At 37.7% G+C, this 23,155-nt stretch carries 21 protein-coding genes and 1 other RNA gene; 18 read left to right on the top strand and 4 right to left on the bottom strand.

All coding sequences use genetic code 11. The features are described from left to right. Positions 1-4 precede the first annotated feature (4 nt). A complete protein-coding gene (locus AB3I12_RS01940) occupies positions 5-517 on the top strand; it encodes an adenine phosphoribosyltransferase (protein ID WP_010719261.1) in 513 nt (170 codons plus the stop codon). Between the two features lie 275 nt (positions 518-792). Here AB3I12_RS01940 and AB3I12_RS01935 read toward each other — a convergent pair whose 3' ends face one another. Next, positions 793-1,011 (bottom strand): hypothetical protein, encoded by a 219-nt coding sequence (locus tag AB3I12_RS01935; protein WP_010719260.1) that lies wholly within the window; start codon positions 1,009-1,011, stop codon positions 793-795. A gap of 507 nt (positions 1,012-1,518) precedes the next feature. Then, positions 1,519-2,142 carry a transcriptional repressor LexA gene (lexA, locus tag AB3I12_RS01930; protein ID WP_010719259.1) on the bottom strand — a complete coding sequence of 208 codons (624 nt, stop codon included), beginning with the start codon at positions 2,140-2,142 and terminating at the stop codon, positions 1,519-1,521. Between the two features lie 148 nt (positions 2,143-2,290). On the opposite strand from lexA, the gene AB3I12_RS01925 reads away from it, so the two are divergent. The 10 genes from AB3I12_RS01925 (at position 2,291) to nth (ending at position 12,749) form a co-directional block, all read left to right on the top strand. Further along, positions 2,291-2,545, top strand: coding sequence for a DUF896 family protein (locus AB3I12_RS01925; protein WP_010719258.1), 255 nt, complete (start codon positions 2,291-2,293; stop codon positions 2,543-2,545). 98 nt (positions 2,546-2,643) lie between these two features. Beyond that, positions 2,644-4,638 (top strand): transketolase, encoded by a 1,995-nt coding sequence (gene tkt / locus AB3I12_RS01920; protein ID WP_010737506.1) that lies wholly within the window; start codon positions 2,644-2,646, stop codon positions 4,636-4,638. Between the two features lie 274 nt (positions 4,639-4,912). Continuing rightward, the gene (locus tag AB3I12_RS01915) at positions 4,913-5,776 is read left to right on the top strand and encodes a glucosaminidase domain-containing protein (RefSeq protein ID WP_063627063.1); all 864 of its coding nucleotides are present in this window, start codon (positions 4,913-4,915) and stop codon (positions 5,774-5,776) included. A 136-nt stretch (positions 5,777-5,912) separates the two neighbouring features. After that, positions 5,913-6,839, top strand: a complete 927-nt coding sequence (cysK, locus tag AB3I12_RS01910) for a cysteine synthase A (RefSeq protein ID WP_010719255.1) — start codon at positions 5,913-5,915, stop codon at positions 6,837-6,839. Between the two features lie 164 nt (positions 6,840-7,003). Further along, entirely contained in the window at positions 7,004-7,444 is a 441-nt protein-coding gene (locus tag AB3I12_RS01905; RefSeq protein WP_010719254.1) for a Fur family transcriptional regulator, read from the top strand. Positions 7,445-7,730: 286 nt separating this feature from the next. After that, positions 7,731-9,083 (top strand): NADH oxidase, encoded by a 1,353-nt coding sequence (locus tag AB3I12_RS01900; protein ID WP_010737508.1) that lies wholly within the window; start codon positions 7,731-7,733, stop codon positions 9,081-9,083. Positions 9,084-9,345: 262 nt separating this feature from the next. Beyond that, the gene (locus tag AB3I12_RS01895) at positions 9,346-10,554 is read left to right on the top strand and encodes a hypothetical protein (RefSeq protein WP_228011853.1); all 1,209 of its coding nucleotides are present in this window, start codon (positions 9,346-9,348) and stop codon (positions 10,552-10,554) included. Between the two features lie 314 nt (positions 10,555-10,868). Continuing rightward, a complete protein-coding gene (locus tag AB3I12_RS01890) occupies positions 10,869-11,156 on the top strand; it encodes a DUF5960 family protein (RefSeq protein WP_010719249.1) in 288 nt (95 codons plus the stop codon). Between the two features lie 227 nt (positions 11,157-11,383). Continuing rightward, entirely contained in the window at positions 11,384-12,085 is a 702-nt protein-coding gene (locus AB3I12_RS01885) for a DnaD domain protein (RefSeq protein ID WP_010737511.1), read from the top strand. 1 nt (position 12,086) lies between these two features. Continuing rightward, a complete protein-coding gene (gene nth / locus AB3I12_RS01880) occupies positions 12,087-12,749 on the top strand; it encodes an endonuclease III (RefSeq protein WP_010737512.1) in 663 nt (220 codons plus the stop codon). A gap of 45 nt (positions 12,750-12,794) precedes the next feature. On the opposite strand, the gene AB3I12_RS01875 is transcribed toward nth, so the two are convergent. Together AB3I12_RS01875 and recU are read right to left on the bottom strand one after the other, a co-directional pair. Further along, a complete protein-coding gene (locus tag AB3I12_RS01875) occupies positions 12,795-15,176 on the bottom strand; it encodes a PBP1A family penicillin-binding protein (RefSeq protein ID WP_063627064.1) in 2,382 nt (793 codons plus the stop codon). Then, positions 15,166-15,813, bottom strand: a complete 648-nt coding sequence (gene recU, locus AB3I12_RS01870; RefSeq protein ID WP_010719245.1) for a Holliday junction resolvase RecU — start codon at positions 15,811-15,813, stop codon at positions 15,166-15,168. Before recU ends, AB3I12_RS01875 begins: the two co-directional genes overlap by 11 nt. A 62-nt stretch (positions 15,814-15,875) precedes the next feature. Here recU and AB3I12_RS01865 point away from each other — a divergent pair, with 62 nt between their 5' ends. The 7 genes from AB3I12_RS01865 (at position 15,876) to AB3I12_RS01835 (ending at position 22,990) form a co-directional block, all read left to right on the top strand. After that, a complete protein-coding gene (locus tag AB3I12_RS01865; RefSeq protein WP_063627065.1) occupies positions 15,876-16,415 on the top strand; it encodes a DUF1273 domain-containing protein in 540 nt (179 codons plus the stop codon). Positions 16,416-16,505: 90 nt separating this feature from the next. Continuing rightward, positions 16,506-16,919, top strand: a complete 414-nt coding sequence (gpsB, locus tag AB3I12_RS01860) for a cell division regulator GpsB (protein ID WP_010719243.1) — start codon at positions 16,506-16,508, stop codon at positions 16,917-16,919. An 18-nt stretch (positions 16,920-16,937) separates the two neighbouring features. Then, positions 16,938-17,308: RNase P RNA component class B (rnpB, locus tag AB3I12_RS01855), an RNA gene on the top strand. Between the two features lie 238 nt (positions 17,309-17,546). Further along, the gene (locus AB3I12_RS01850; protein WP_063627066.1) at positions 17,547-18,710 is read left to right on the top strand and encodes a class I SAM-dependent RNA methyltransferase; all 1,164 of its coding nucleotides are present in this window, start codon (positions 17,547-17,549) and stop codon (positions 18,708-18,710) included. Positions 18,711-18,740: 30 nt separating this feature from the next. Continuing rightward, positions 18,741-20,264 (top strand): carboxypeptidase M32, encoded by a 1,524-nt coding sequence (locus tag AB3I12_RS01845; RefSeq protein ID WP_063627067.1) that lies wholly within the window; start codon positions 18,741-18,743, stop codon positions 20,262-20,264. Further along, positions 20,265-20,948: an HD domain-containing protein gene (locus AB3I12_RS01840; protein WP_063627068.1), complete on the top strand. Its 684-nt coding sequence runs from the start codon at positions 20,265-20,267 to the stop codon at positions 20,946-20,948. Between the two features lie 851 nt (positions 20,949-21,799). Further along, positions 21,800-22,990, top strand: a complete 1,191-nt coding sequence (locus AB3I12_RS01835; RefSeq protein WP_034697827.1) for a glycine C-acetyltransferase — start codon at positions 21,800-21,802, stop codon at positions 22,988-22,990. Positions 22,991-23,155: the final 165 nt, after the last annotated feature.

Genomic DNA, 23,155 nt, shown 5'->3' with positions numbered 1-23,155 from the left:
AATAGTGGATTTAAAAAAATATATTGCAAGTATTCCTGATTATCCAGCAAAAGGAATTATTTTTCGTGACATCTCGCCCCTTATGGCTGATGGAGATGCCTACAGAGAAGCAACGAAACAGATCGTAGATTATGCGAAAGAAAAAAGAATCGATATGGTTGTAGGACCAGAAGCGCGAGGATTCATCGTTGGCTGTCCTGTAGCTTACGAATTAGGAGTTGGATTTGCACCTGTACGTAAAAAAGGGAAGTTGCCTCGTGAAACGATCGAAGTAACTTACGGACTGGAATACGGTACAGATACATTGACACTCCATAAAGACGCGATCCAACCTGGACAAAGAGTCTTGATTTGTGATGACTTATTGGCTACAGGGGGAACGATCAAAGCAACGATCGAATTAGTAGAAAAATTGGGCGGTGTCGTTGTTGGCTGTGCTTTCTTGATCGAACTAATGGACTTAGATGGTCGTGAAAAAATCGAAGGATATGATATGATCACCTTGATGGAATATTAAACGATTTTTTGCTTAATAAACATTAAAAATAAATGTAAAAAGAAGTGGGACGTTAATCAGATTTTTTCTGACTAATTGTCCCACTCTCTTTTTTGTCAAGCAATCCCAAGTACGCTTGCTCACTATTTTTAGTTTGTACAGGTGTATTTGTAAAAGTAGTCAATTGTTTTTTGATGGGGGAAACAATCGACTACTTTTTTGTGCATGAGCCGTTTTCTGACTCTTACATATGTGTTTTTTTTATTTCGTTATTCAGGATTCTTTATGGGTCAAGATCAAGAGTGTCTCGATCGATAATAGGAGTCTGGATAAAAAGTGTCATCATGAATCCGACGCCGTTCAGACTGACGGTATTTCTTTTCATCCCACAACATAAACCATAAAGCAAACAACGGAACAAAGATCAACAATGCTGTACGCATACCAAAATTACCAATAATAATGCCTAAAAATAATACCATTAATACTAAGCCAAGACGTCTCATTGATTTCATGATTTCTCACCTCATTATTTTATGCGAACAAAAGTTCGTATAATTAGTATACGAACTTTTGTTCGTTTTGTAAAGAGGGAAGAACAAAAAAGATCGAAATCTATGTGTGTAATACTCAGAATTTTTTTAAACCAGCACAGGTCATTTGGTTATTCACCGTATTCAAAGCAGTTAGCGGTATTTGATCTAAATCATGCCACAGATCATGGTAGGTAAATGACGATTGTAGTGGTACCAAATGAAAAAAATCGAAATGGAAATACGACAAAGATCGACAAAAAAGTAGGAGATCGGTGCATTTTATTTAAGGAGTGAGGAAAGCACAAGAGAAAAAACTCAAGCCGTTTATGGACACTTAATCATCGTTTATCCATCTTAATGCCCATTAAAGAACCCGAGACACTTTGCCCCGGGTTTTTCAGTCTTTATTGATAGATATAGCAGTTACTGCAAATAAATGAGTATGCGAGTAAGACCTTCACTTAAGTCTAGTCAAAAAAACCGTCTTTAATAGATATGACTGCGGTAGAGCCCAACGACTCGACCTAAAATAGAGACTTGATCTAAAATGATCGGTTCAAGAAGATCGTTTTCCGGTTGTAAACGAAAATGATTTTTTTCTTTATAGAATCGTTTACAAGTCGCTTCATCTTCGGCGGTCATTGCAATCACGATATCCCCGTTTTGGGCAGTTTCTTGTTTACGGACAATTACATTATCTCCGTCTAAAATTCCTGCATTGATCATACTTTCTCCGCGGATCGTCAACATGAACAAGCTTCCATCTTCAGAAGAAAGGTTAGGGGGGATCGGAAAGAAATCGGACGCATCTTCAACTGCTAAAATCGGTTCACCTGCAGTGACCACACCAAGCACTGGAATCGTGGAAGGTTTTACCCCTATTTTGGCTAATCCTTGTTTTGTTAATTCGATTGCACGTGGTTTCGTAGGGTCACGTTGAATAAATCCTTTTTTTTCCAATCGTGCAAGATGACCGTGAACTGTGGAGGTAGAAGAAAGCTGAACCGCTTCTCCGATCTCCCGAACAGTTGGTGGGTAGCCTTTTTGGGAAACTTGCTCGTGGATATATCGTAAGACTTCGATTTGTCTGGTTTCGGTTTGTCGGGCCACAGAGTACACCTTCTTTCAATTAATAATTAAATAGTACCACATAAAACTACTTCTTTCAAACAAATGTTCGTATTTAAAATATTTTATACTAGTTGTTTTTTTCGTGATTTTTATATAATATGAAGTAGAGTAAAAAGGAGGACTTGCTATGTTATCACCGGAAAAAATTACCCGCATCAACGAACTGGCCCAAAAAAAGAAAACAGAAGGCTTAACAGCTGACGAAGAAAAAGAACAATTGGCGTTAAGAGAAGAGTATCTGTCTGCTTTTCGTTCTGGGATGCGACACCATATCGAAGGGATGAAAATCGTTGATCCAGAAGGTAACGATGTCACTCCAGAAAAATTGAAAGAAATCCAACGTGAAAAAGGCTTACATCGTCGAGGAAATAAGTTTCAGTAATAATTACTAAAAAACATTGCTTTTTCTAGACGTATCTAATAAAATTAGTAAGTAAGAAATAAAGGTAAAAAAAACCTAAATTAATAGGAGGGGTTATTTTGTTCGACAAAATCGACCAACTTGGCGTTAACACGATCCGTACATTAAGTATTGAAGCAGTTCAAAAGGCAAATTCTGGACACCCAGGGTTACCAATGGGGGCAGCCCCAATGGCATATGCACTCTGGACGAAACATTTGAAAGTGAACCCAACGACTTCAAAAAATTGGGTTGACCGTGACCGTTTTGTCTTATCCGCAGGACATGGTTCGGCAATGTTATACAGCTTACTACATTTATCAGGTTATCAAGTCACAATCGATGACTTAAAACAATTCCGTCAATGGGATTCAAAAACACCTGGACATCCAGAGGTCAATCATACTGACGGAGTAGAAGCAACAACTGGACCGTTAGGACAAGGAATCGCTATGGCTGTAGGTATGGCAATGGCAGAAGCTCACTTGGCAGCAACATATAACAGAGAAAACTTCAAAGTGGTAGATCACTATACTTATTCTCTTTGTGGCGACGGCGACTTGATGGAAGGCGTTTCGCAAGAAGCAAGTTCAATGGCTGCTCACATGAAATTAGGTAAATTGATCGTATTGTATGATTCAAATGATATTTCATTAGATGGTCCTACTTCAAAAGCTTTCACTGAAAATGTAGGAGCTCGTTATGAAGCTTATGGCTGGCAACATATTTTGGTTAAAGATGGGAATGATTTAGAAGCCATCAATCAAGCGATCGAAGAAGCAAAAGCTGAAACTGAAAAACCAACATTGATCGAAGTCAAAACAGTGATCGGCTACGGAGCTCCTAAAGAAGGAACTTCTGCTGTCCATGGGGCACCAATTGGCGATGATGGAATTAAAATGGCTAAAGGAGTGTATGGTTGGGAGTATCCTGATTTCACAGTTCCAGAAGAAGTAGCTGAAAGATTCCACCAAACAATGGTTGAAGAAGGGCAAAAAGCTGAAAATGAATGGAAAGAAATGTTTGAAAACTATAAACATGCTTATCCAGAATTAGCTCAACAATTTGAAGATGCGTTTGCTGGAAAACTTCCAGCTGACTGGGATGCTGAATTACCTTCTTATGAAGTAGGCGAAAGTCAAGCTAGCCGGGTTTCAAGCAAAGAAGTGATTCAAGAGTTATCAAAAGCAATCCCAAGTTTCTGGGGCGGATCAGCGGACTTATCAGGTTCGAATAATACGATGGTCACTGCGGACAAAGACTTTACTCCAGAACATTATGAAGGTCGTAATATTTGGTTTGGCGTTCGTGAGTTTGCGATGGCAGCTGCGATGAACGGTATCCAACTTCATGGCGGAACTCGTATCTATGGCGGCACATTCTTTGTTTTCGTTGATTACTTACGTCCAGCAGTCCGTTTAGCAGCTATTCAAAATACACCGGTCATCTACGTGTTGACACATGATTCAGTGGCGGTTGGTGAAGATGGACCAACACATGAGCCAATCGAACAATTAGCGTCTGTAAGATGTATGCCAGGTGTTCACGTGATTCGTCCAGCCGATGGGAATGAAACACGCGCTGCTTGGAAAGTAGCAATGGAATCGACTGATACACCAACGATCTTGGTTTTAAGTCGTCAAAATCTTCCAGTTCTGCCATCAACGAAAGAAGTGGCAGACGAAATGGTGAAAAAAGGAGCTTATGTACTATCACCAGCTCAAGGAGAAACACCAGAAGGTATCTTGATCGCGACTGGTTCTGAAGTGGATCTAGCAGTCAAAGCACAAAAAGAATTGGCAGCAGCTGGAAAAGATGTTTCAGTCGTTTCAATGCCAAGTTTCGATTTATTTGAAAAACAATCTGCAGAATACAAAGAAAGCGTCTTGCCAAAAGCCGTAACAAAACGAGTAGCTATTGAAGCAGCAGCTTCATTTGGTTGGGAACGCTATGTTGGGACAGAAGGAACAACTATCACGATCGATCATTTTGGTGCTTCTGCTCCAGGAAATAAAATTCTTGAAGAATTTGGTTTCACTGTGGAAAATGTTGTAGCAACTTTCAACCAATTATAAAATGAGTTAAAGAAGTTTTACGACAAACGTTTAAGAACATCTGAAAAAAGGAGACTATTTTCAGATGTTCTTTTTTTGTAGTAGAAAATTAGAATAATGATTCGTGTTTAATATTACTTAATGTTTCTTTAACATTACGTTCGTGTTACAAAAAGAAAAATAGTAAAGATTGATTTGAGTTTCCCATAAATTAAAAGTATAATTTAATTAATTAAGATTGTTTAAAGATGGAAACTTTATCAAGAGTTTTTTATTTTTTTGAGGAGGAATTCGAATGCAAGAGCTGAAAACCCGCAGTGCCCGACACCAAAAGAATAAAAGAACCATGGTGATCAATAAAAAAGCGATTGCTCCTTTGATGGGGACAACTCTTTTAGTGGGGCCAATGATGGTTACAGCAGCACCGCAAAATGTACGAGCAGATGAGCAGGTCACACAAACGACTGCAGATCCACAAGCTTTCATCAATCAAATCGGTTGGGCAGCTTCTGAAGTGGCTGCAAACAATGATTTATATGCATCGGTCATGATTGCCCAAGCTTTATTAGAAAGTGCTTATGGCACATCTAGCCTGGCAAGTGCGCCAAACTATAATTTATTCGGAGTTAAAGGAAGTTATAGTGGTCAAGTCGTTTATATGGCTACAAAGGAATATCTTAATGGACAATGGGTCACGATGAATGAACCTTTCCGTAAATATTCTTCTTATTGGGAATCTCTGCAAGATCATGCCAACGTTTTGCGTTCAACTAGTTTTTCAACTGGAGACTATCATTATGCTGGTGTCTGGAAAAGTAATACCACGAGTTTTTACGATGCGACAGCATATCTAACTGGTCGTTATGCAACAGATCCGGGTTACGGAGCAAAATTGAACTCATTGATTAATACGTATAATTTAACCCGATTTGATACGCCTTCTTCTGGTACCACAACGACGACAAGTACTACCACAACGACTACTACTACGTCAACTACCTCTTCATCAAGTGGTAGCCAGACCTATAAAGTGGTTTCAGGCGATACTTTATGGGATATCGCACAGAAATTTGGTTTGTCAGTTGATGACTTAATGGCTAAAAATGGGATGACGATGTCTAACTATTCCTTATTAGTCGGACAAGAAATAAACGTTTAGTTAAATTAAGTGATAAAAACGGGAAAGGCTCTTCGCAGCTTTCCTGTTTTTTTACGTTGAAAAGGCGAATTATTCGCCAGAAGTTTCTTAGTTGTATTATCATTGAATAGAAGAAAATATTAAGGAGGAACTTAAAATGACACAAATTTATCATTCGATTACAGAATTGATTGGTCAGACACCGATCGTTAAGCTTAATCATTTGGTTCCAGAAGACTCAGCGGAAGTTTATGTGAAATTGGAATTTTTTAATCCTGGTGGTAGCGTAAAAGACCGGATTGCATTAAGTATGATTGAAAAAGCAGAACGGGATGGCCTTCTTAAGCCAGGAGACACAATCATCGAACCGACTTCAGGAAATACAGGGATCGGATTAGCCATGGTTGGGGTAGCTAAAGGGTATAAAGTGATCATCGTGATGCCAGAAACGATGAGTATCGAACGACGCTTATTGATGAAAGGTTATGGTGCTGAATTACTGCTCACGCCAGGTAAGGATGGAATCAGTGGCTCAATCAAAGAAGCGAAACGTTTAGCAGCGGAAAATGACTACTTCTTGCCACTTCAGTTTGAAAATCCAGCCAATCCTTCTATCCATGAGAAAACAACTGGACATGAGATTCAAGAGGCGTTTGGTGTGAATGGGTTAGATGCTTTTGTAGCAGGGATTGGCACTGGAGGAACGATTTCTGGTGCTGGTAAAGAGTTGAAGCGAGTCTATCCAGCAATTGAAATCATTGGAGTTGAACCAGCCGAATCAGCGATTTTAGAAGGGAAAGAAGCAGGACCACATAAAATTCAAGGAATTGGGACAGGGTTTGTGCCAGATACTTTGGATACGAGCGTCTATGATCGGGTAGTTTCTGTAACAGGGGATCAAGCGTTAGCCACTGCTAGAGAAGTTGGAAAAAAAGAAGGAATCTTAGTAGGCATTTCATCAGGCGCAGCGATTGCTGCTGCTTTGGCAGAAGCAAAAGTGTTAGGTAAAGGGAAAAAAGTCTTAGCGGTTGTCCCAGATAACGGAGAACGTTATTTGTCAACAGCGCTTTATCAAGAAATGTAAAGAATTCTTACCACAACATTTAGACGTAATTAAGGAGATTTTTTCCTTGATTGCGTCTTTTTTCGCAATATTATGATTAATTTGAAATTTCTTTTCATGAAAAGTAGATTTTAAAAAGTAAAAATAGTATGATAGGACGAGAATAACAACGCGGGGTGTTAAAAATGGAGAATAAACTATTAGTTGAAGAAACAATCGAAAAATTGAAAAAGGAAAATATACGGATCACACCTCAGAGGTATGCAGTTTTAGAGTATCTGATTGAACATCATTCACATCCAACTGCTGACGAAATTTATCGTGCTCTGGAAGATCGTTTTCCGAATATGAGTGTGGCAACAGTTTATAACAATTTAAGATTGTTTACTTCAATTGGCTTTGTACAAGAGATGAAATTTGGGGATTCATCTAGTCGATTCGATTTTAGTTCAAAACGTCACTATCATGTGATATGCGAAAATTGTGGAAAGATCGTCGATTTTCATTATCCTGATTTAGCGGATATCGAAATGGCAGCTGGTCGATTGACGAACTTTGAGATCAATGAGCATCGTTTGGAATTATATGGTCGCTGTCCTGAGTGTCAAAAAGAACAAGCGATTTAGTTTGCTGAAAGTATTGATAAAAATATGAAAAAATAAAAAATTAGTCAGTTTGATAAACAAATCACTGACTTTTTTTTATTTTTTTCTCTTTCTTTCACAAAGGTTATAGTATATGTTTTTGTTTTCACAAGTAAATCGTGGATTAATCAGCAATTGCGCAGGAGAATGAACAGAAAACAACAAGGTTGAATTTGTGAATTCACAAGCATTAAACTGTTGTATCCGTTTTATTTTTGCTATATTTAAACTTGTCGAAGGACAAATCGTTAATCGGAGGGATTCACATATGAAAGTTGTAGTAATTGGCTGCACGCATGCGGGTACAGCAGCTGTTAAAAGTATCTTAAAAAATCACCCAGAAGCGGATGTTACTGTGTACGAGCGAAATGATAATATTTCCTTTTTATCATGTGGGATCGCATTATACGTGGGTGGTGTAGTAAAAGACCCAGCCGGTTTATTCTATTCTAATCCTGAAGAACTACATTCTTTAGGTGCAACTGTAAAAATGGAACATGATGTAACTGACGTGGATACTGAAAAGAAAACTGTGACAGCCAAAGATCTAAAAACTGGTGAAGTTGAAACAGTTTCTTATGATAAATTGGTAATGACTACTGGCTCTTGGCCAATCATTCCGCCAATCAAAGGAATTGAATCAAAAAATATTTTGTTATGTAAAAACTATAACCAAGCAAATGAAATTATTGCACAAGCAGAAGATGCAAAACGGGTGGTCATCGTAGGTGGCGGTTATATCGGTATCGAATTAGTCGAAGCTTTTGTTGAATCTGGTAAACAAGTTACATTGATTGATGGTTTAGATCGTATTTTAAATAAATATCTTGATAAACCATTCACAGATGTATTAGAAAAAGAACTTGTCGACCGTGGAGTTACTCTAGCATTAGGTGAAAATGTTTCTGAGTTTATTGCGGATGAAGAGGGTAAAGTGAAACAAGTAGCAACTGCTAAAGAAACTTTTGACGCGGACATGGTCATCTTATGTGTTGGTTTTAGACCAAATACGACATTAGTTGATGGAAAAGTTGATACGTTACCTAATGGAGCCATCAAAGTTAATGAATACATGCAAACAAGTGATCCAGATATCTTTGCTGCAGGGGATTCTGCTGTAGTAAGTTATAACCCAAGTGGTACCCAAAATTATATTCCTTTGGCAACTAACGCAGTTCGTCAAGGATTGTTAGTAGGAAATAACTTGACTGAACATAAAATGGCGTATCGTGGAACGCAAGGAACGTCTGGACTTTACCTATTTGGTTGGACGATTGGTTCAACAGGGGTGACAAAAGAGAGCGCACCTATGAATAATTTAGAAGTCCAAGCAACGGTCTTTGAAGACAATTATCGTCCAGAATTCATGCCAACAAATGAAAAAGTGATGATGGAATTGGTTTATGAAAAAGGGACAAACCGCATTGTCGGTGCCCAATTCATGTCGAAATATGATATCACTCAATCAGCAAATACGATGTCACTGGCTGTTCAAAATAAAATGACCGTTGAAGATCTAGCGCTATCTGATTTCTTCTTCCAACCTCATTTTGACCGTCCATGGAACTACTTGAACCTATTGGCACAAGCTGCATTGGGCGAAATCGAAACTGCGCAATAAGCAATCAGCGAATGGTTGAACATTGTTTATTCGTTTTTTAGAGATACTAGAAGAGACTGAGACAACTTTTGTCCCAGTCTCTCTTTTTTTACGTAAAGGTATCAACGGGTATTATCGAAACAAAAGAATCTTTTTTTCTAAAGATAAGAAAAAAAGATTCTTTTGTTTCTTTTTTATATGATAAAATTCAACTATTCTAATCAGGAGTGATGTTATGAACTTGTTTGAACGATCTTATATGTTGTTGGCACTAGCTTATGGGTTGGCTGATGCAGGAGATTTTAAAGCAGTCGGTGAAGAAGGAAAAAAAAATTATCAATTGTTATTCTCAACTTTTATTAAAATGCTTGAAAATGATGAACAGGAAGCATTGATTGACCGAGAGAAAAAACCAGCAATCATTGATTCCTTGAAAAGAACGATTAAATTTTATGAAATGAAAAATCCCAAAGAGTTACAGCAAATGATGGAAAACATGAAAAAAGATGATCCAACAGATTTTATAATTTTTCCAGCATATATCACTAAAAAAATTCAGGATCATGTATTTGGATTAATCCTTTATAGAAAAGAAGGACATTATTTAGTAGCGATGATTGATAAATTGGAAGATACGAACAGTGATCGTCCATCAGGTGTATTCACAACGATTCTTCCAGAAAAATTAAGTACTTTAAGTAAAATCATTTTCCAGACAAAATTTGAACATCACAAAGATAGTCGTTGCAATACAGCAAAAGTTATTCAGCAATTAGGCGAAGAAAAAATAGACCCTACATACCTCAACCTTAGTATGAGGGGATATAATGGAATGGCAAATTGTACGGTTAAAGAACTTTTTGGGACTTTTAGAGTCGTTCTCTACAACAGTCAGAAATCTATTTTTCAAGAGACAATAGCTACTGGGTTAAAAAAACTACCAGTAGAATTAAAAAGTAGAACAATTAAGCCAAAGGTAGGAAATACCAGAGATAATCGTAAGATGTTACTTGAAGCTTTTATAAAAGAAGCGAGATTTAATAAAAAACAAGTCAGTGCGTTGACTCATCTATATAACGTTTATTTAGAGCTTAAAGAACAACGAGAAAAAAGAATTGCTGAAAACCCCTATTATTTTTTGGAATACTCTCAGGGAGAATTTACAGCAAGTTTTACCAATAGTATAATCAACGACTCAAGTTCGCCGCTTACTTTCAAAAAAAGTCAATCGTTTGATAATTTTAAGGTGTTCACCTCGTCAAAAAGGCAATTACCAAACTTGGGGGAGATTTTAAAAGGAATACTTGATGAAGAAAATATCCGTAAGAATCTTCATCATTTAACAAGAAATGCTAGTATAAATGCTAGTGTGAAAAATGAATTACATACAAGAAAACAACTGACATCAGATGATAAAAATCTGAGCGTCAGCAATAACAAAAAAAACGATTGTATTGATTATTACAGTAAAATGGATGTCAAATCCAAGTGAAAGTATATAGATAGTCAAGTCTATCAATTGAATGAAATAATTTGAAAAATTACTGTTTTCTATATTTAAAAAATAGCGTCTTTTTAATATGCCTAGGTTTGTAAGGGGATAAGTGAGGAAGTAGTTTGAAAAAATTTAGGTCTAAATAAGCACATAGATAACAAAGTAGACAAAATTTAATATTATTTTGAGATAAAGTATTCTTTTAATTCTTAGACATAAAAGCTATAAGTTGTCTTTCAATTCGTTTTCTGACAAAATAAATATAGGATGATGAAAATCATGTCAAACGATAACGAAGGAGCAATCAAATAATGGAAAAAGAATATTTTGTACAACAAGCAGCATTTCTGGATGATTATAAAAAAGAAGCAAAAGATGAAACGATCAATATCGATCAATTAGCAGATCAAGTAATCAATCAATTGAATGAAACACAAGAGGATTATTATCTAATGAGTGGGGAAGTAGCGAAAGATGGCAATTCCCATCGTTTCCCATTCAGTCGTCGCGTTTATTCAGATGAAAACGACGGAACAATCAATACGGAGTATACTTATGAAGGAGAACCTTACGTCTTGCAAACGGAAGAAGATAAATAAGCAGTTCTCTAATCATTTAAAAAAAGTTCAGGTTTTTCAATCGAATGATGATTGGGAGACCTGGCTTTTTTTGCGACGGCAGATGCTCTTTGATAGAGAGAATGTTATATTTATTCCGAAAAGTGAAAAAGTGAAACAAAAAATAAAAAACAAATAGAAGTAAAGGAAAGCTACCTTGCCTCGAACAAGCTTTTTCCGTATACTGGATTTGAAGTGAGGGAAAAATCATGTTGAACTTAGAAAATTATTTAAAAGCGGGTCAAACAACGATATCAAACTTGTTGTTAAAAAATTATCATCGTATCGGATTACAAGCAGAAGAGTTTTTATTTATTTTGCAATTGCAAAGGGCGCAACTCGAAGGAGACTTTTTCCCAGATTTACACTCGATTGCGTTGGATATGGGTGTCAAACAAGAGCGTATCTATCAAATTTTAAATCACTTGATCAGTAATGGGTTTATTAAAATTGAAACAGCAACAATTGATGGTAAGCAAGCTGATCGTTACAATCTATATCCTATATATGAAATTTTAGGGAATTTTTTGGAAAGTCAAAATCAAAAACAAGCTGATTTAAGTCAAGAAAAAATGGTGCAGTCTGTTTATCAGTTATTTGAACAGGAATTTGGTCGCCCATTGTCAGCCATCGAATTTCAACGGATCGGTCAATGGTTAGAAGAAGATCATTATCAACCGGAAATTCTGAAACTTGCTTTACGTGAGGCTGTTTTGAATCAAGCGTATAGTTTTAACTATGTGGATCGAATCTTGTTGTCTTGGGAACGTAAAAATTTAAAGACGAAGCAACAAGTAGAAGAAGATCAAAAAAGACGAAAACAACAAATGTTACAAAAAGAAGTGGAAACCACTAACGCACAACCAGAAGCCTTGCCAAAAGTTACGTTGAAAAATTGGCTGGAGGAATAATATGTTAAGTAAACAAAAAACAATGGAAGCCTTGACAAAAATGTACGACATGTTCCCAGAAGCACATGGTGAATTAAAACATCGAAACCCTTATGAACTGTTGATTGCTGTCATACTCAGTGCTCAAGCAACCGATGTCTCAGTTAATAAAGCGACTCCAGCTCTTTTTGAAGCTTTTCCAACTCCTGAAAAGTTGGCTGCGGCTCCGATTGATGACATTATCCCTAAGATCAAAACGATTGGTCTTTACCGCAATAAAGCAAAAAATATCAAAGCATGTGCCCAACAATTGATGGATCGCTTTTCAGGTCAAGTTCCTCAAACTAGAGAAGAATTGATTTCTCTTCCAGGAGTTGGACGAAAGACAGCGAATGTCGTTTTAGGTGATGCTTTTGGTATACCAGCAATTGCTGTGGATACTCATGTCGAGAGAGTAACAAAACGTTTAAGGATTTGTAAGTTGAATGCCTCGGTGTTGGAAGTAGAAGAAACGCTGATGCGCAAAGTACCAAAAGAATTATGGGTCAAGACTCACCACACTTTAATATTTTTTGGTCGTTATCATTGCACGGCAAGAAGTCCACGGTGTGAAGTTTGCCCCTTGTTAGATATGTGTCAAGATGGAAAAAACAGAATGAAAGAAAAAACATTGAACGTAAAATAAAAGATAAAAAAAGGAAGTTGAGGTTTTTCTCAACTTCCTTTTTTGTTATGTGCCAGAAGACGTTGAACGACTAGAGGACTGTCCGGACTGTGCATTGTTCTCCGGAGGTGTTTGCGCTGGTGGTGTCGTGGATGACTCAGGAGTTGCCGAAGATGAAGAGCTTTGACTACTGCTGCTATTTTCTGGCGTTTCAGCTGAACTACTTGAATCATTTTTTTCACTTGAACTATCTACCGATGTCGAAGATTCGGCAGATGACTCAGTTGTTGAAGTTTCTGTCGATTCCGACGAAGAAGATACCGGTGTCGAACTTTCAGGTACCAGTGTCACTGATGAAGATGGCACCGTTGTTGAAGGGATCGTCGTACTTGGTGTTTTCTTGAGTTGATCGGTAAAGTATAATTCACCGCCAGATCTTACCAGACCGCTAGGCATTTGCCAATCGCTATTTGTGACGCTAGATGATACATATTTCATTAATTCTCGATAAACATCAGAAGCAACATGAGACGAAGCGGAGGTGACAGGTGTCATTTTGTTGTTATAACCGGTCCATACTGAGATGGCGTAGTTTGGTGTATAACCAGCAAATAAAATATCAGGATACACACCGCTAGAAGTTCCTAATTTTGCGTACTCATCATCCGTATAGTTGGAAGTCCCGGTTTTCCCAGCTTGGTATAATCCAGGAATCAACGCATTCGTCCCAGTTCCTTTTGTTAATGTATCTTTTAAAATATCTGTGACCATATAGGCTGTTTCTGGAGACATAGCTGTATTACCATCGGGATCGAACGTTTCTTCTGTGCCGTCTTGGAAGACGATCTTATTGACATATTGTGGTTTATAATACGTTCCTCCATTAGCGAAAGCAGCATAGGCAGCCGCCATTTTTAAGGAAGAAGCGCCATATTTTGTGCCGTCTTGTTTTTCTGTGTTACTTGAAATCGCATTTGATTGATGGATCGTACTATATTCAATTCCAAGATCTTTTAAAAAGGTGCTAACTTTATCTGCGCCGACTTCATTGAACAATTTGACAGCTGGAACGTTTCTGGAAAGATACAAGGCTTGTCTTAAGGTGATCGTCCCCATAAAGCGGTTATCCCAGTTGCCTACTGGTGTTGAGGTTCCTTCAAAGTTATAAGGAGCATCACTGATCGTTTTTCCTGTAGAGTATTTTAGATATTCAAAAGCTGGGCCATAATCTGTGACTGGTTTCATTGTCGAACCGAAGTCACGAGAAGTATTAACAGCTAAGTTCATACCTAGTGTGACATCTTCTGCAATATGGCGACCGCCAATTTGTGCTTTTACTTGACCAGTATTGACATCGATCAACGTAGAAGCAACTTGCATTTCATCATCAGGATAGTTGACATAGTCATCAGTGTTGACAATATCATAAAGATGTTTTTGTGCGTCTAGATCTAAGTTAGTATAGATATCCAATCCATCAGTAAATACATTTTTATCCGTTTTTTCTTGAACTTCATTGATGACTTCTTTGACATAATTATCAACGATTTTTGAATTATCATCTTCTTTTTTCATCTCTTGAAGACCATCATCGATTGGTGTATTCACTGCAGCATCATATTCTGATTGAGAGATTTTCTTGTTTTGTAACATGGTATATAAAACAGTATCTCGCCGTTTTTTGGCTTGTTCTGGATATTGGTATGGGTCATAGGCAGAAGGCGCTTGTGGCATTCCAGCTAACAAAGCAGTCTGTGGTAATGAAAGTTCTGGTAATCTTTTACCAAAATAATTTTCTGCTGCCGTCTCCATTCCGTATAATCCGTTGGACATATAGACTTTGTTCACATAGTAAGTCAATATTTCTTGTTTTGATTTTTGTTGTTCTAATTTTACAGCTAACCAAGCTTCTTGTGCTTTTCGTTTCAAGGTTTGATCTGAAGCGTTGGTAGAGAAGTAGGAGAGCTTAATCAATTGTTGGGTCAATGTACTACCACCTTGAAGTCCTCCAGAAGTAAAGTTAGAAAGTGCAGAGCCGACGATCCGAACTGGGTCGATCCCGATATGTTTATAGAAACGACGATCTTCAACAGAAACGATGGCGTTTTCTAACGTTTTCGGCAATTCGTTTGCGGTAATCTTTTCTCTTTTTTCTGCTCCTAAATCTTCAAATAATTCGCCATTTTGTGTGTAAAGTTTAGAAGAAACAGTCGCATCTAATGCAGTGTCCGTTAATTTTGGAGCATCTTTTGCATAAAACCAAAATAATCCGACACCGGCTAGGAAAGCGATACAAATCAAAGAAAATAAAATCAAGATGATACGGATGAAAAGCCCACGCTTCTTATGCCCGGAACCTTTGCCAGAGGTTTTATTTCTTGTTTGACTCGTCTTTTTAGAAGAAGAGGGACTGTTTCGTCTGGAAGTTCTTGTTTGCTCATTTGCCATTCTTGCGATCTCCTTCGATAGTTAATGTTGATAAGTATTGATCTACCGCTTTTAGATAAGGGATACGTGGCGAAAAACCTGTTTGGATCTCGATCCCTATTTTTTCGATCAATGAAAGCGGAAGCGACTTTTTCCCCTGATCATTTTGCGCATGCCAATAATCGATCAGATAAGTACTATCTAAATAAAAGCAACGCTTCAACGTAGAAAACCATAATAGGACAAAACAAATTCCTTGTTGCTTTAGACAAGCTTCCATATGGTCAATTTGATGCGCATGGAAATTTTTGAAGGGAAAAGATGTCTTATTCTTTGTTTCTTTCGCTTCAAAATCCAAATAGAAACCTCGATATACACCGTTATAATCTGTTGTGGAGGCCTGTGAGAAATAAGCTTCCTTAATAACAGCGGCGCTACGTCGAGGATAATCTACTTTAACAATTTGAATGGGGGTTGGTTTTTTATGGATAACAGCTACTTGGTGCGCTAAGTAATACTGGTTACTTTCGTTAATTGCTTCTTCAAAACGCATCCCTCGATTGCCAAATTCAATGGCTGATTCTCTTTTTTCTTGAACTTTTTCCTTTAAAGAGGCATTCTTATGATAGGGTTGGCCGTTTGGATAGCGTAAAACCATTTTAATCACACTCCTAGCCAACATTATAGCAAAAAAGAATCAAGAAAGAAAAGGAAACTCAAATGGACCGATTAAAAGTGATGTATATTTCCGGTTATCGAAGTTTTGAACTTGGGGTTTTTAAGGAAAATGACCCTAAAATAACGGTTATTAAAAAAGTCTTAAAAAAAGAGATACAGCAATTAGTCGAAGAAGGACTTGAATGGGTTCTTACTAGTGGAAACTTGGGTATAGAAACATGGGTCACGGAAGTAGTTGCTGAATTAAAGCAGGAATACCCTGAGTTAAAGTTGGGGATCATCTATCCATTCAAAGAGTTTGGAAATAATTGGAATGAGAATAATCAAGAAAAGTTAAGAATGGCAGAACAGTTAGCAGACTACGTTGAAGCAGTTAGCCATCAAGCCTATCAGTCGCCTAGCCAATTAAGAAACCACACGCGTTTTTTACTTGACCATACCGATGGCTGTCTATTAATTTATGATCCTGAGTTTCCAGGGAAAACCCAGTATTTTCTGAAAGAGGCGCAAACCTATCAACAGGATCATTCTTATGAAATTCGGCTAGTCAGTATGGATGATTTACAAAATTTCAGTGAATAATTCAGATAGTGTTTGATTTATCAAGTTATTTCCGATACAATGATATAGGTAGAAACTGTTATTATGTAAATGAAAACTAGAGGTGTAAATATGGCGGAATTGGTTTATAGTCCTAAAGACATTTTACAACAAGAATTCAAAACAAAGATGCGTGGCTATGATCCCATCGAAGTGGATGAATTCTTAGACAATATCATCAAAGATTATGAAACTTACAGCAAAAAACTCCTTGCTTTACAAGAAGAAAATGATAAATTAAGTGCCAAAGTAGCACAATTATCAAAAACACAAGGAGCAGCACAAACGCGTGTTCAACAAGTTGAAACACCGAAAAGTGCAGCAGTCACAAATTTCGATATCTTGAAACGTTTGTCAAATCTTGAACGTGAAGTATTTGGAAAAAAATTGGATCAACAATCATCAACAGTGAATGTTTCCCAACCTAACCCAAACAACTACACAAATGCAAGTGACGATGATAACGAAAAGACACGTCAATTCTAAGATTGATGATACATTGCGGTTTTTGGGTAATCGCGGTCTGACATGATCAGGCTGAGGAAAGTCCATGCTCGCACAGGCTGTGATGCCTGTAGTGTTCGTGCTTAGCGAAACAATAAGCTAAGGTGCTCTATTAGAGTAACGGCAGGAAAACAAGCTAAGGTTTTTAACTATGCTTAAGTATCCTTGAAAGTGCCACAGTGACGAAGCGGATAGGGAAACTTATTCGGTGGAACGCGGTAAACCCCTCGAGCGAGCAACCCAAACAATGGTAGGGGCGCTTTTTGTTGGGAATTAAGAACGAGACAAAAAGGCAGGTTAACTGCAGATAGATGGTTACCACATTGCTTTTTCTCCCTGGAAAAGTAGTGTACAGAACATGGCTTACAGAAAACCGCAATATAACAGGGAATACCTTCCAACCATGTTGTGAAGGTTTTTTTTAACATTAGAGTGTCACCACTGATTTATACCATTCAATAAATGGCTTGTTTGTTCAGGAACACAAAAATGAACGAGTGAAGAATGGCAATTTAGAGACAAGTATGAAAAAAATACTGATTCATTTTTCGGTTTGATTTTACAAAAAGCTGGACGACCACGTTCAGCTTTTCTTATAAGGAGATAAGTATGGATACGACTAGAGAATTTAATCTTGTGGCAACGGCTGCAAGTGGGTTAGAAGCCCTTGTTGGAAAAGAACTACGTGACTTAGGCATTGATTGTCAAGTTGAAAATGGACGGGCACGTTTCAAAGGAACGATGGAAACGATCGCTACAGCAAATTTATGGTTACGAACAGCTGACAGGGTAAAGATCGTTGTTGGGGAATTTGATGCGTTTACCTTTGATGAACTATTTGAGAAAGTTAAAGCATTACCTTGGGAAGACTTTCTACCTTTAGATGCTGAATTTCCGGTTGCAGGAAAATCAATCAAGTCTAAGCTTTATAGTACACCTGATTGTCAGGCGATCACTAAAAAAGCGATCGTTGAACGATTGCGTAAGTATTATCACCGTCCGGCATCTGTTCCATTAACGGAGACAGGCGCACATTTTCAATTAGAAGTCGCTTTACTAAAAGATCATGTCATGATCACACTAGACACAACTGGTCCTAGTTTGTTCAAACGGGGATATCGTTTGGAAAAAGGTGGCGCACCGTTGAAAGAAAACATGGCAGCCGCTTTAGTGATGTTGACAAATTGGCGAAAAGATCGTCCGTTTTATGATCCAGTGTGTGGTTCTGGTACGATCTGCATCGAAGCTGCCTTGATTGGACACAACATTGCACCAGGATTTAATCGTGAATTTGCTTGTGAATCATGGGATTGGTTTAGTAAAGATGTTATGGAAAATGTTCGAGCATTGGCAGAAGAGCAAGCAGACTATGATATTGAACTCGATATCACAGGTTCTGATATCAATGGGCGGATGATCGAAATTGCTAAAGCGAATGCGGAAGAAATTGGCTTAGGCTCTTCAATCACGTTTAAACAACAAGCAGTCAAAGATTTCAAAACGGATAAAGAATACGGCGTAATCATCGCGAATCCGCCTTATGGAGAGCGTTTAGGTGAAGAAGAAACGGTTCGTCGCTTGTATGAAGAAATGGGCGATGTTTTCCGTCCATTAAAGACATGGAGTAAGTATATTTTGACAAGTGATCTTACTTTTGAAGAGTATTATGGGCAAAAAGCTACTAAAAAACGTAAACTGTATAACGGAGCTTTACGGACTGATCTCTTCCAATACTGGGGAACGCGGCCACCAAGAAAAGACAAAACGATTTAAAATTATATGGGATGGATGGAGGAATAAATGATGAATGAAAAAGAATTGATGAAAGAACTAAAAGAAATCAATCTCTTGCAACAAACTTTGGGCATTTTAGATTGGGATATCCAAACGGGTATGCCAGAAAAAGCGAGTGAGGATCGTAGTGAAGTCAATAGTTATCTTTATAGTCTTTATTTCTCAAAGAAAATTGGACCTAAGATCAAAGAAGCCATCCAATATTTTTCTGAACATCCCAATGAATTATCTGAAACGGGAAAAATCGTGTTTGAGAAGGTCAAAGAAGACTATGAACTTGAATATAAAGTTCCTGAAGAATTGATGACTGCATTGACAGCAGCAACTTCTACCGCACAGGTGCAATGGCAGCAATCTCGTGAAACGAAAAATTTTGCGGACTTTCAAGAAGCATTGACTAAAAATATTGAGTTAACAAAACAGTTGATACCCTATTGGAAAAAAGACGAAGTAACTGATTATGATGTGTTACTCAACCAATATGAACCAGGGATGTCTGTTGAAATCTTAGATCGTGTTTTCCAACAAGTAAAAGAAGGGATCATGGAAATTAGAAAAACCTTAGCAGAAAAAGGTCATGAACCAGATACCTCTTTTCTTTCTCGAAAAATGACTAAAGCCCAACAAAAAAGGTTTGTCACAGGCGTGATTGAACAGTTAGGTTATGATTTCTCAAGAGGACGTTTAGATGACACAATCCATCCTTTTATGATCGGGATCAATCATAATGATGCACGTATTACGACTCGTTGGAATGAACATGACTTTAAAATGGCAGTCTTTGGCGTGATCCATGAAGCTGGTCATGGAATGTATGAGCAAGATATTGACGAAAAATTTGCTTATACTCCGATTTACCAAGGTACTTCGATGGGAATCCACGAATCTCAATCACTGTTCAATGAGATCATCATTGGTAGCAATCGAAGTTTCTGGGAAAAACAATATCCATTTTTCCAACAATGTGCAGAAGGAACATTCGATGATATTTCATTTACTGACTTTTATCGATCGCTGAAACAAACCCAAGCAAGCTTGATTCGAATTGAAGCAGATAGTTTAACCTATCCATTGCATATCATTATTCGTTATGAAATTGAGAAAATGATTTTCAATGAAGGGGTGGACGTGGCTCAGTTACCAACTATTTGGAATCAAAAGTATGAAGAATATCTAGGGGTACGACCTGCGAATGATTTAGAAGGAATCTTGCAAGATGTCCACTGGTCAGGAGCTAGTTTTGGTTACTTCCCATCTTATGCTTTAGGATATATGTATGCTGCGCAACTGCTTCACGCATTAGAAAAAGAGCTTTCGATCGATGAAGTGTTAGCATCCGATGATTATCGACCAATCAAAGAATGGATGAAAGAAAAGATCCATCAATATGGTGCATCTAGAAAACCAACGCAATTGATTCAGGATGCAACCGGTGAGGTGCTAAATCCGCAGTATTTGATCGATTACATGAAAAAAATCTATTTTTCGGTCTATCAAGTAGCTGAATTCAGTAGCGAGAAAGAAGGAAAATAAATGGAGAAACTGCAGGAAATTGCTGATTACAGTTTCAAGCAATTAGCAATGGATCAAACTGGACACGGGATTGATCATACGGTAAGAGTCGTTAAATTAGCAGAGAAAATTTTAGCAACTGAACCGCAAGCTGATCCATTGATTACCCTTGCTTCTGCTTATTTGCATGATACGATCGATGATAAAGTAGTAGCCGATGAAACGAAAGCCAAAGCAGAGTTACATCAATTTTTGCAACGTTTAGAGCTATCAGATGCAACCATTGAATCAATCTTTTTGATTATTGAAAACCTGTCTTTTTCAAAAGGGTTGTCAGGTGAAGAAATGGCATTACCTATTGAAGGAAAAATTGTTCAAGATGCAGATCGTCTTGAAGCCTTAGGAGCAATTGGTATTTTGCGTACGGCTTATTTTGGTGGTGGACATGGCCATCCCATTTTTGATGAAAGTAGGCACCCAATCAATTATCAAAATAAAAAAGATTATCGCAAAGGGTCTACTGTGATCAATCATTTTTACGAAAAATTGTTCTTATTACCAGATAGGATGAACACCCCATATGGTATAAAGGAAGCAAAACGACGAGAAGCCTTTATGCGGGAATTTATTGATGAATTCTTCAATGAATGGTCAGTAGGAGACCCTGATTTTACTCCCGAAAGCTGGTTGGCAACAGGAGGTTGAGACAAAAGTGTTTAGCATCAAGAAATAAGAAGGAATTTCCGAAAATTGACAAGAAACACAAAAACTCGTTTTTGATGTTGATTGTTACCTACTTGGTGCTTCTCAAATTTTTGGTAAATTTCGGCAAATTTTCCGAAGATGCTACTTTTGTCTCACCGTGAACAAGAGGTCGTGAAAAGAGTGTTTTGACCTGAGCGCTCACCAAGTAAAAACTGCGACGAGTAATCGCAGGAGCATTAAGGATGGAAATCTCGAAACAGCTTCCCATGTTTTGAGATTTTTTGACTTATCGCCGAAGGTCAGCTCTTTGAACACCGTTTATTCGATTTTAGATAGACCAGAAGAGACTGAGGCAAGGTTTGTCTCAGTCTCTTCTTGTGGTCATGAGTAGTAACTGATGACCATAAGGAACGTTTTTTGTGTTGGGAGAAAGACTTCTTAAAATAGCTACAGGTAAGCGCCTTGGACCAAGTAATATATAGCTAGAGAAGCAAACATTAAAAGAATCTAATATACAAATAGAATATTCGTTTTTTTATTTCATAACAAAAAACAAGGCTAACTAATGGCGGAAAATTCAGAATATATGGAATATTTATTGGAAAGTTGATTAAGTTAAGGGTTGATATCATCTAGATGTGATCCTCTTAAAAATAATGCTAGTTACTAAAATAAGTAAAAAAATATTTCGTTAGTGGAGTACCGATTGTTTTGTTATGTAAGAAAATACTCAGTTAAATAACTCTCATAATTTGTGTAAGCGCTATCAGAAAAGGTATACTTATAAACAGGAATGAAAGGCTGCATATTCGTTCCTCAACCTTGAAGGTTAGAAAAATGGGGGTGGAGACATGTCTTCTGAAGTATTGTCAACTTATTTAGAACAGGAACTGGCTTTATTGAAGGAAAAGGGACTATACAACACGATTGATATCCTTGAAGGTGCAAATGGTGCGATCATTGAGGTAGCAGGGAAAAATTTGATCAATCTAGCATCGAATAATTATTTGGGGTTTGCTGATCGAGTGGAGCTGAAACAAGCGTGTATCGACGCAACGAATCGCTATGGTGTCGGCGCAGGTGCTGTCCGAACAATTAATGGCACATTACGTATCCATCAAGAATTAGAGAATAAAATTGCAGAATTTAAAGGTACAGAAGCAGCGATTGCTTTTCAATCAGGCTTCAATTGTAATATGGGAGCTATTTCAGCCATTATGACTAAGGAGGATGCGATCTTATCAGATGAATTGAATCATGCTTCGATCATCGATGGATGTCGCCTCTCTGGTGCCAAAATCATTCGTGTTAAGCATCAAGATATGAACGATCTAGAAGAAAAAGCAAAAGAAGCGGTAAATAGTGGGAAATATAACAAAATCATGTATATCACAGACGGTGTTTTTTCAATGGATGGCGATGTAGCTAATTTACCCGATATGATCCCAATTGCCGAAAAATACGGGTTGATTACTTATGTGGATGATGCCCATGGTTCTGGAGTGATGGGAAAAGGAGCCGGCACAGTGAAGCATTTTGGTCTCCAACAGAAAATTGACATGCAAATGGGTACATTGTCTAAAGCAATCGGTGTCGTTGGTGGCTATGTCGCAGGATCTAAATCGTTGATCGACTGGTTAAAATCACGAGGACGTCCTTTCTTGTTTTCAACATCACTTACACCAGGTGCTGCTGGCGCTGCTCTAGCATCGATTCAACTGATGCAAGATCATCCAGAATTAGTCGAAAAAGTTTGGGAAAATGCCATTTATTTCAAAGAAGAACTGAAAAAAATCGGGTATGACATCGGCGTGTCGGAAACACCAATCACTCCAGTGATACTTGGCGATGAGAGTCTAACACAACAATTTTCTAAAAAGTTGATTGAAAATGGACTATATGTGAAACCAATCGTTTATCCAACCGTACCATTGGGAACAGGTCGTGTTCGTAATATGCCAACTGCAGCTCATACCAAAGAAATGCTCGATCATGCTGTAGCGATTTACCAAAAAGTCGGAAATGAAATGGGCATCATTTGATTTAAGAGAAACGATCTCGCCTGAAATCTAAGTGAAAGAAGATCATAGGATAGGGCATTTCGGTTGTGTTTCTGTGAAAATCGAAGAATCACCTTTTTTATATTTTGCTCGTTAATGGAATGTAGGTAGCATTTATTTTTAATAGATAGTGAAAATGAACTAAAA

Source organism: Enterococcus sp. C65 (assembly GCF_040887165.1).
Classification (GTDB): domain Bacteria; phylum Bacillota; class Bacilli; order Lactobacillales; family Enterococcaceae; genus Enterococcus_B; species Enterococcus_B hirae.
The sequence above is the reverse complement of the archived record's forward strand: the minus strand, read 5'-3'. Positions and strand labels throughout refer to the sequence as shown.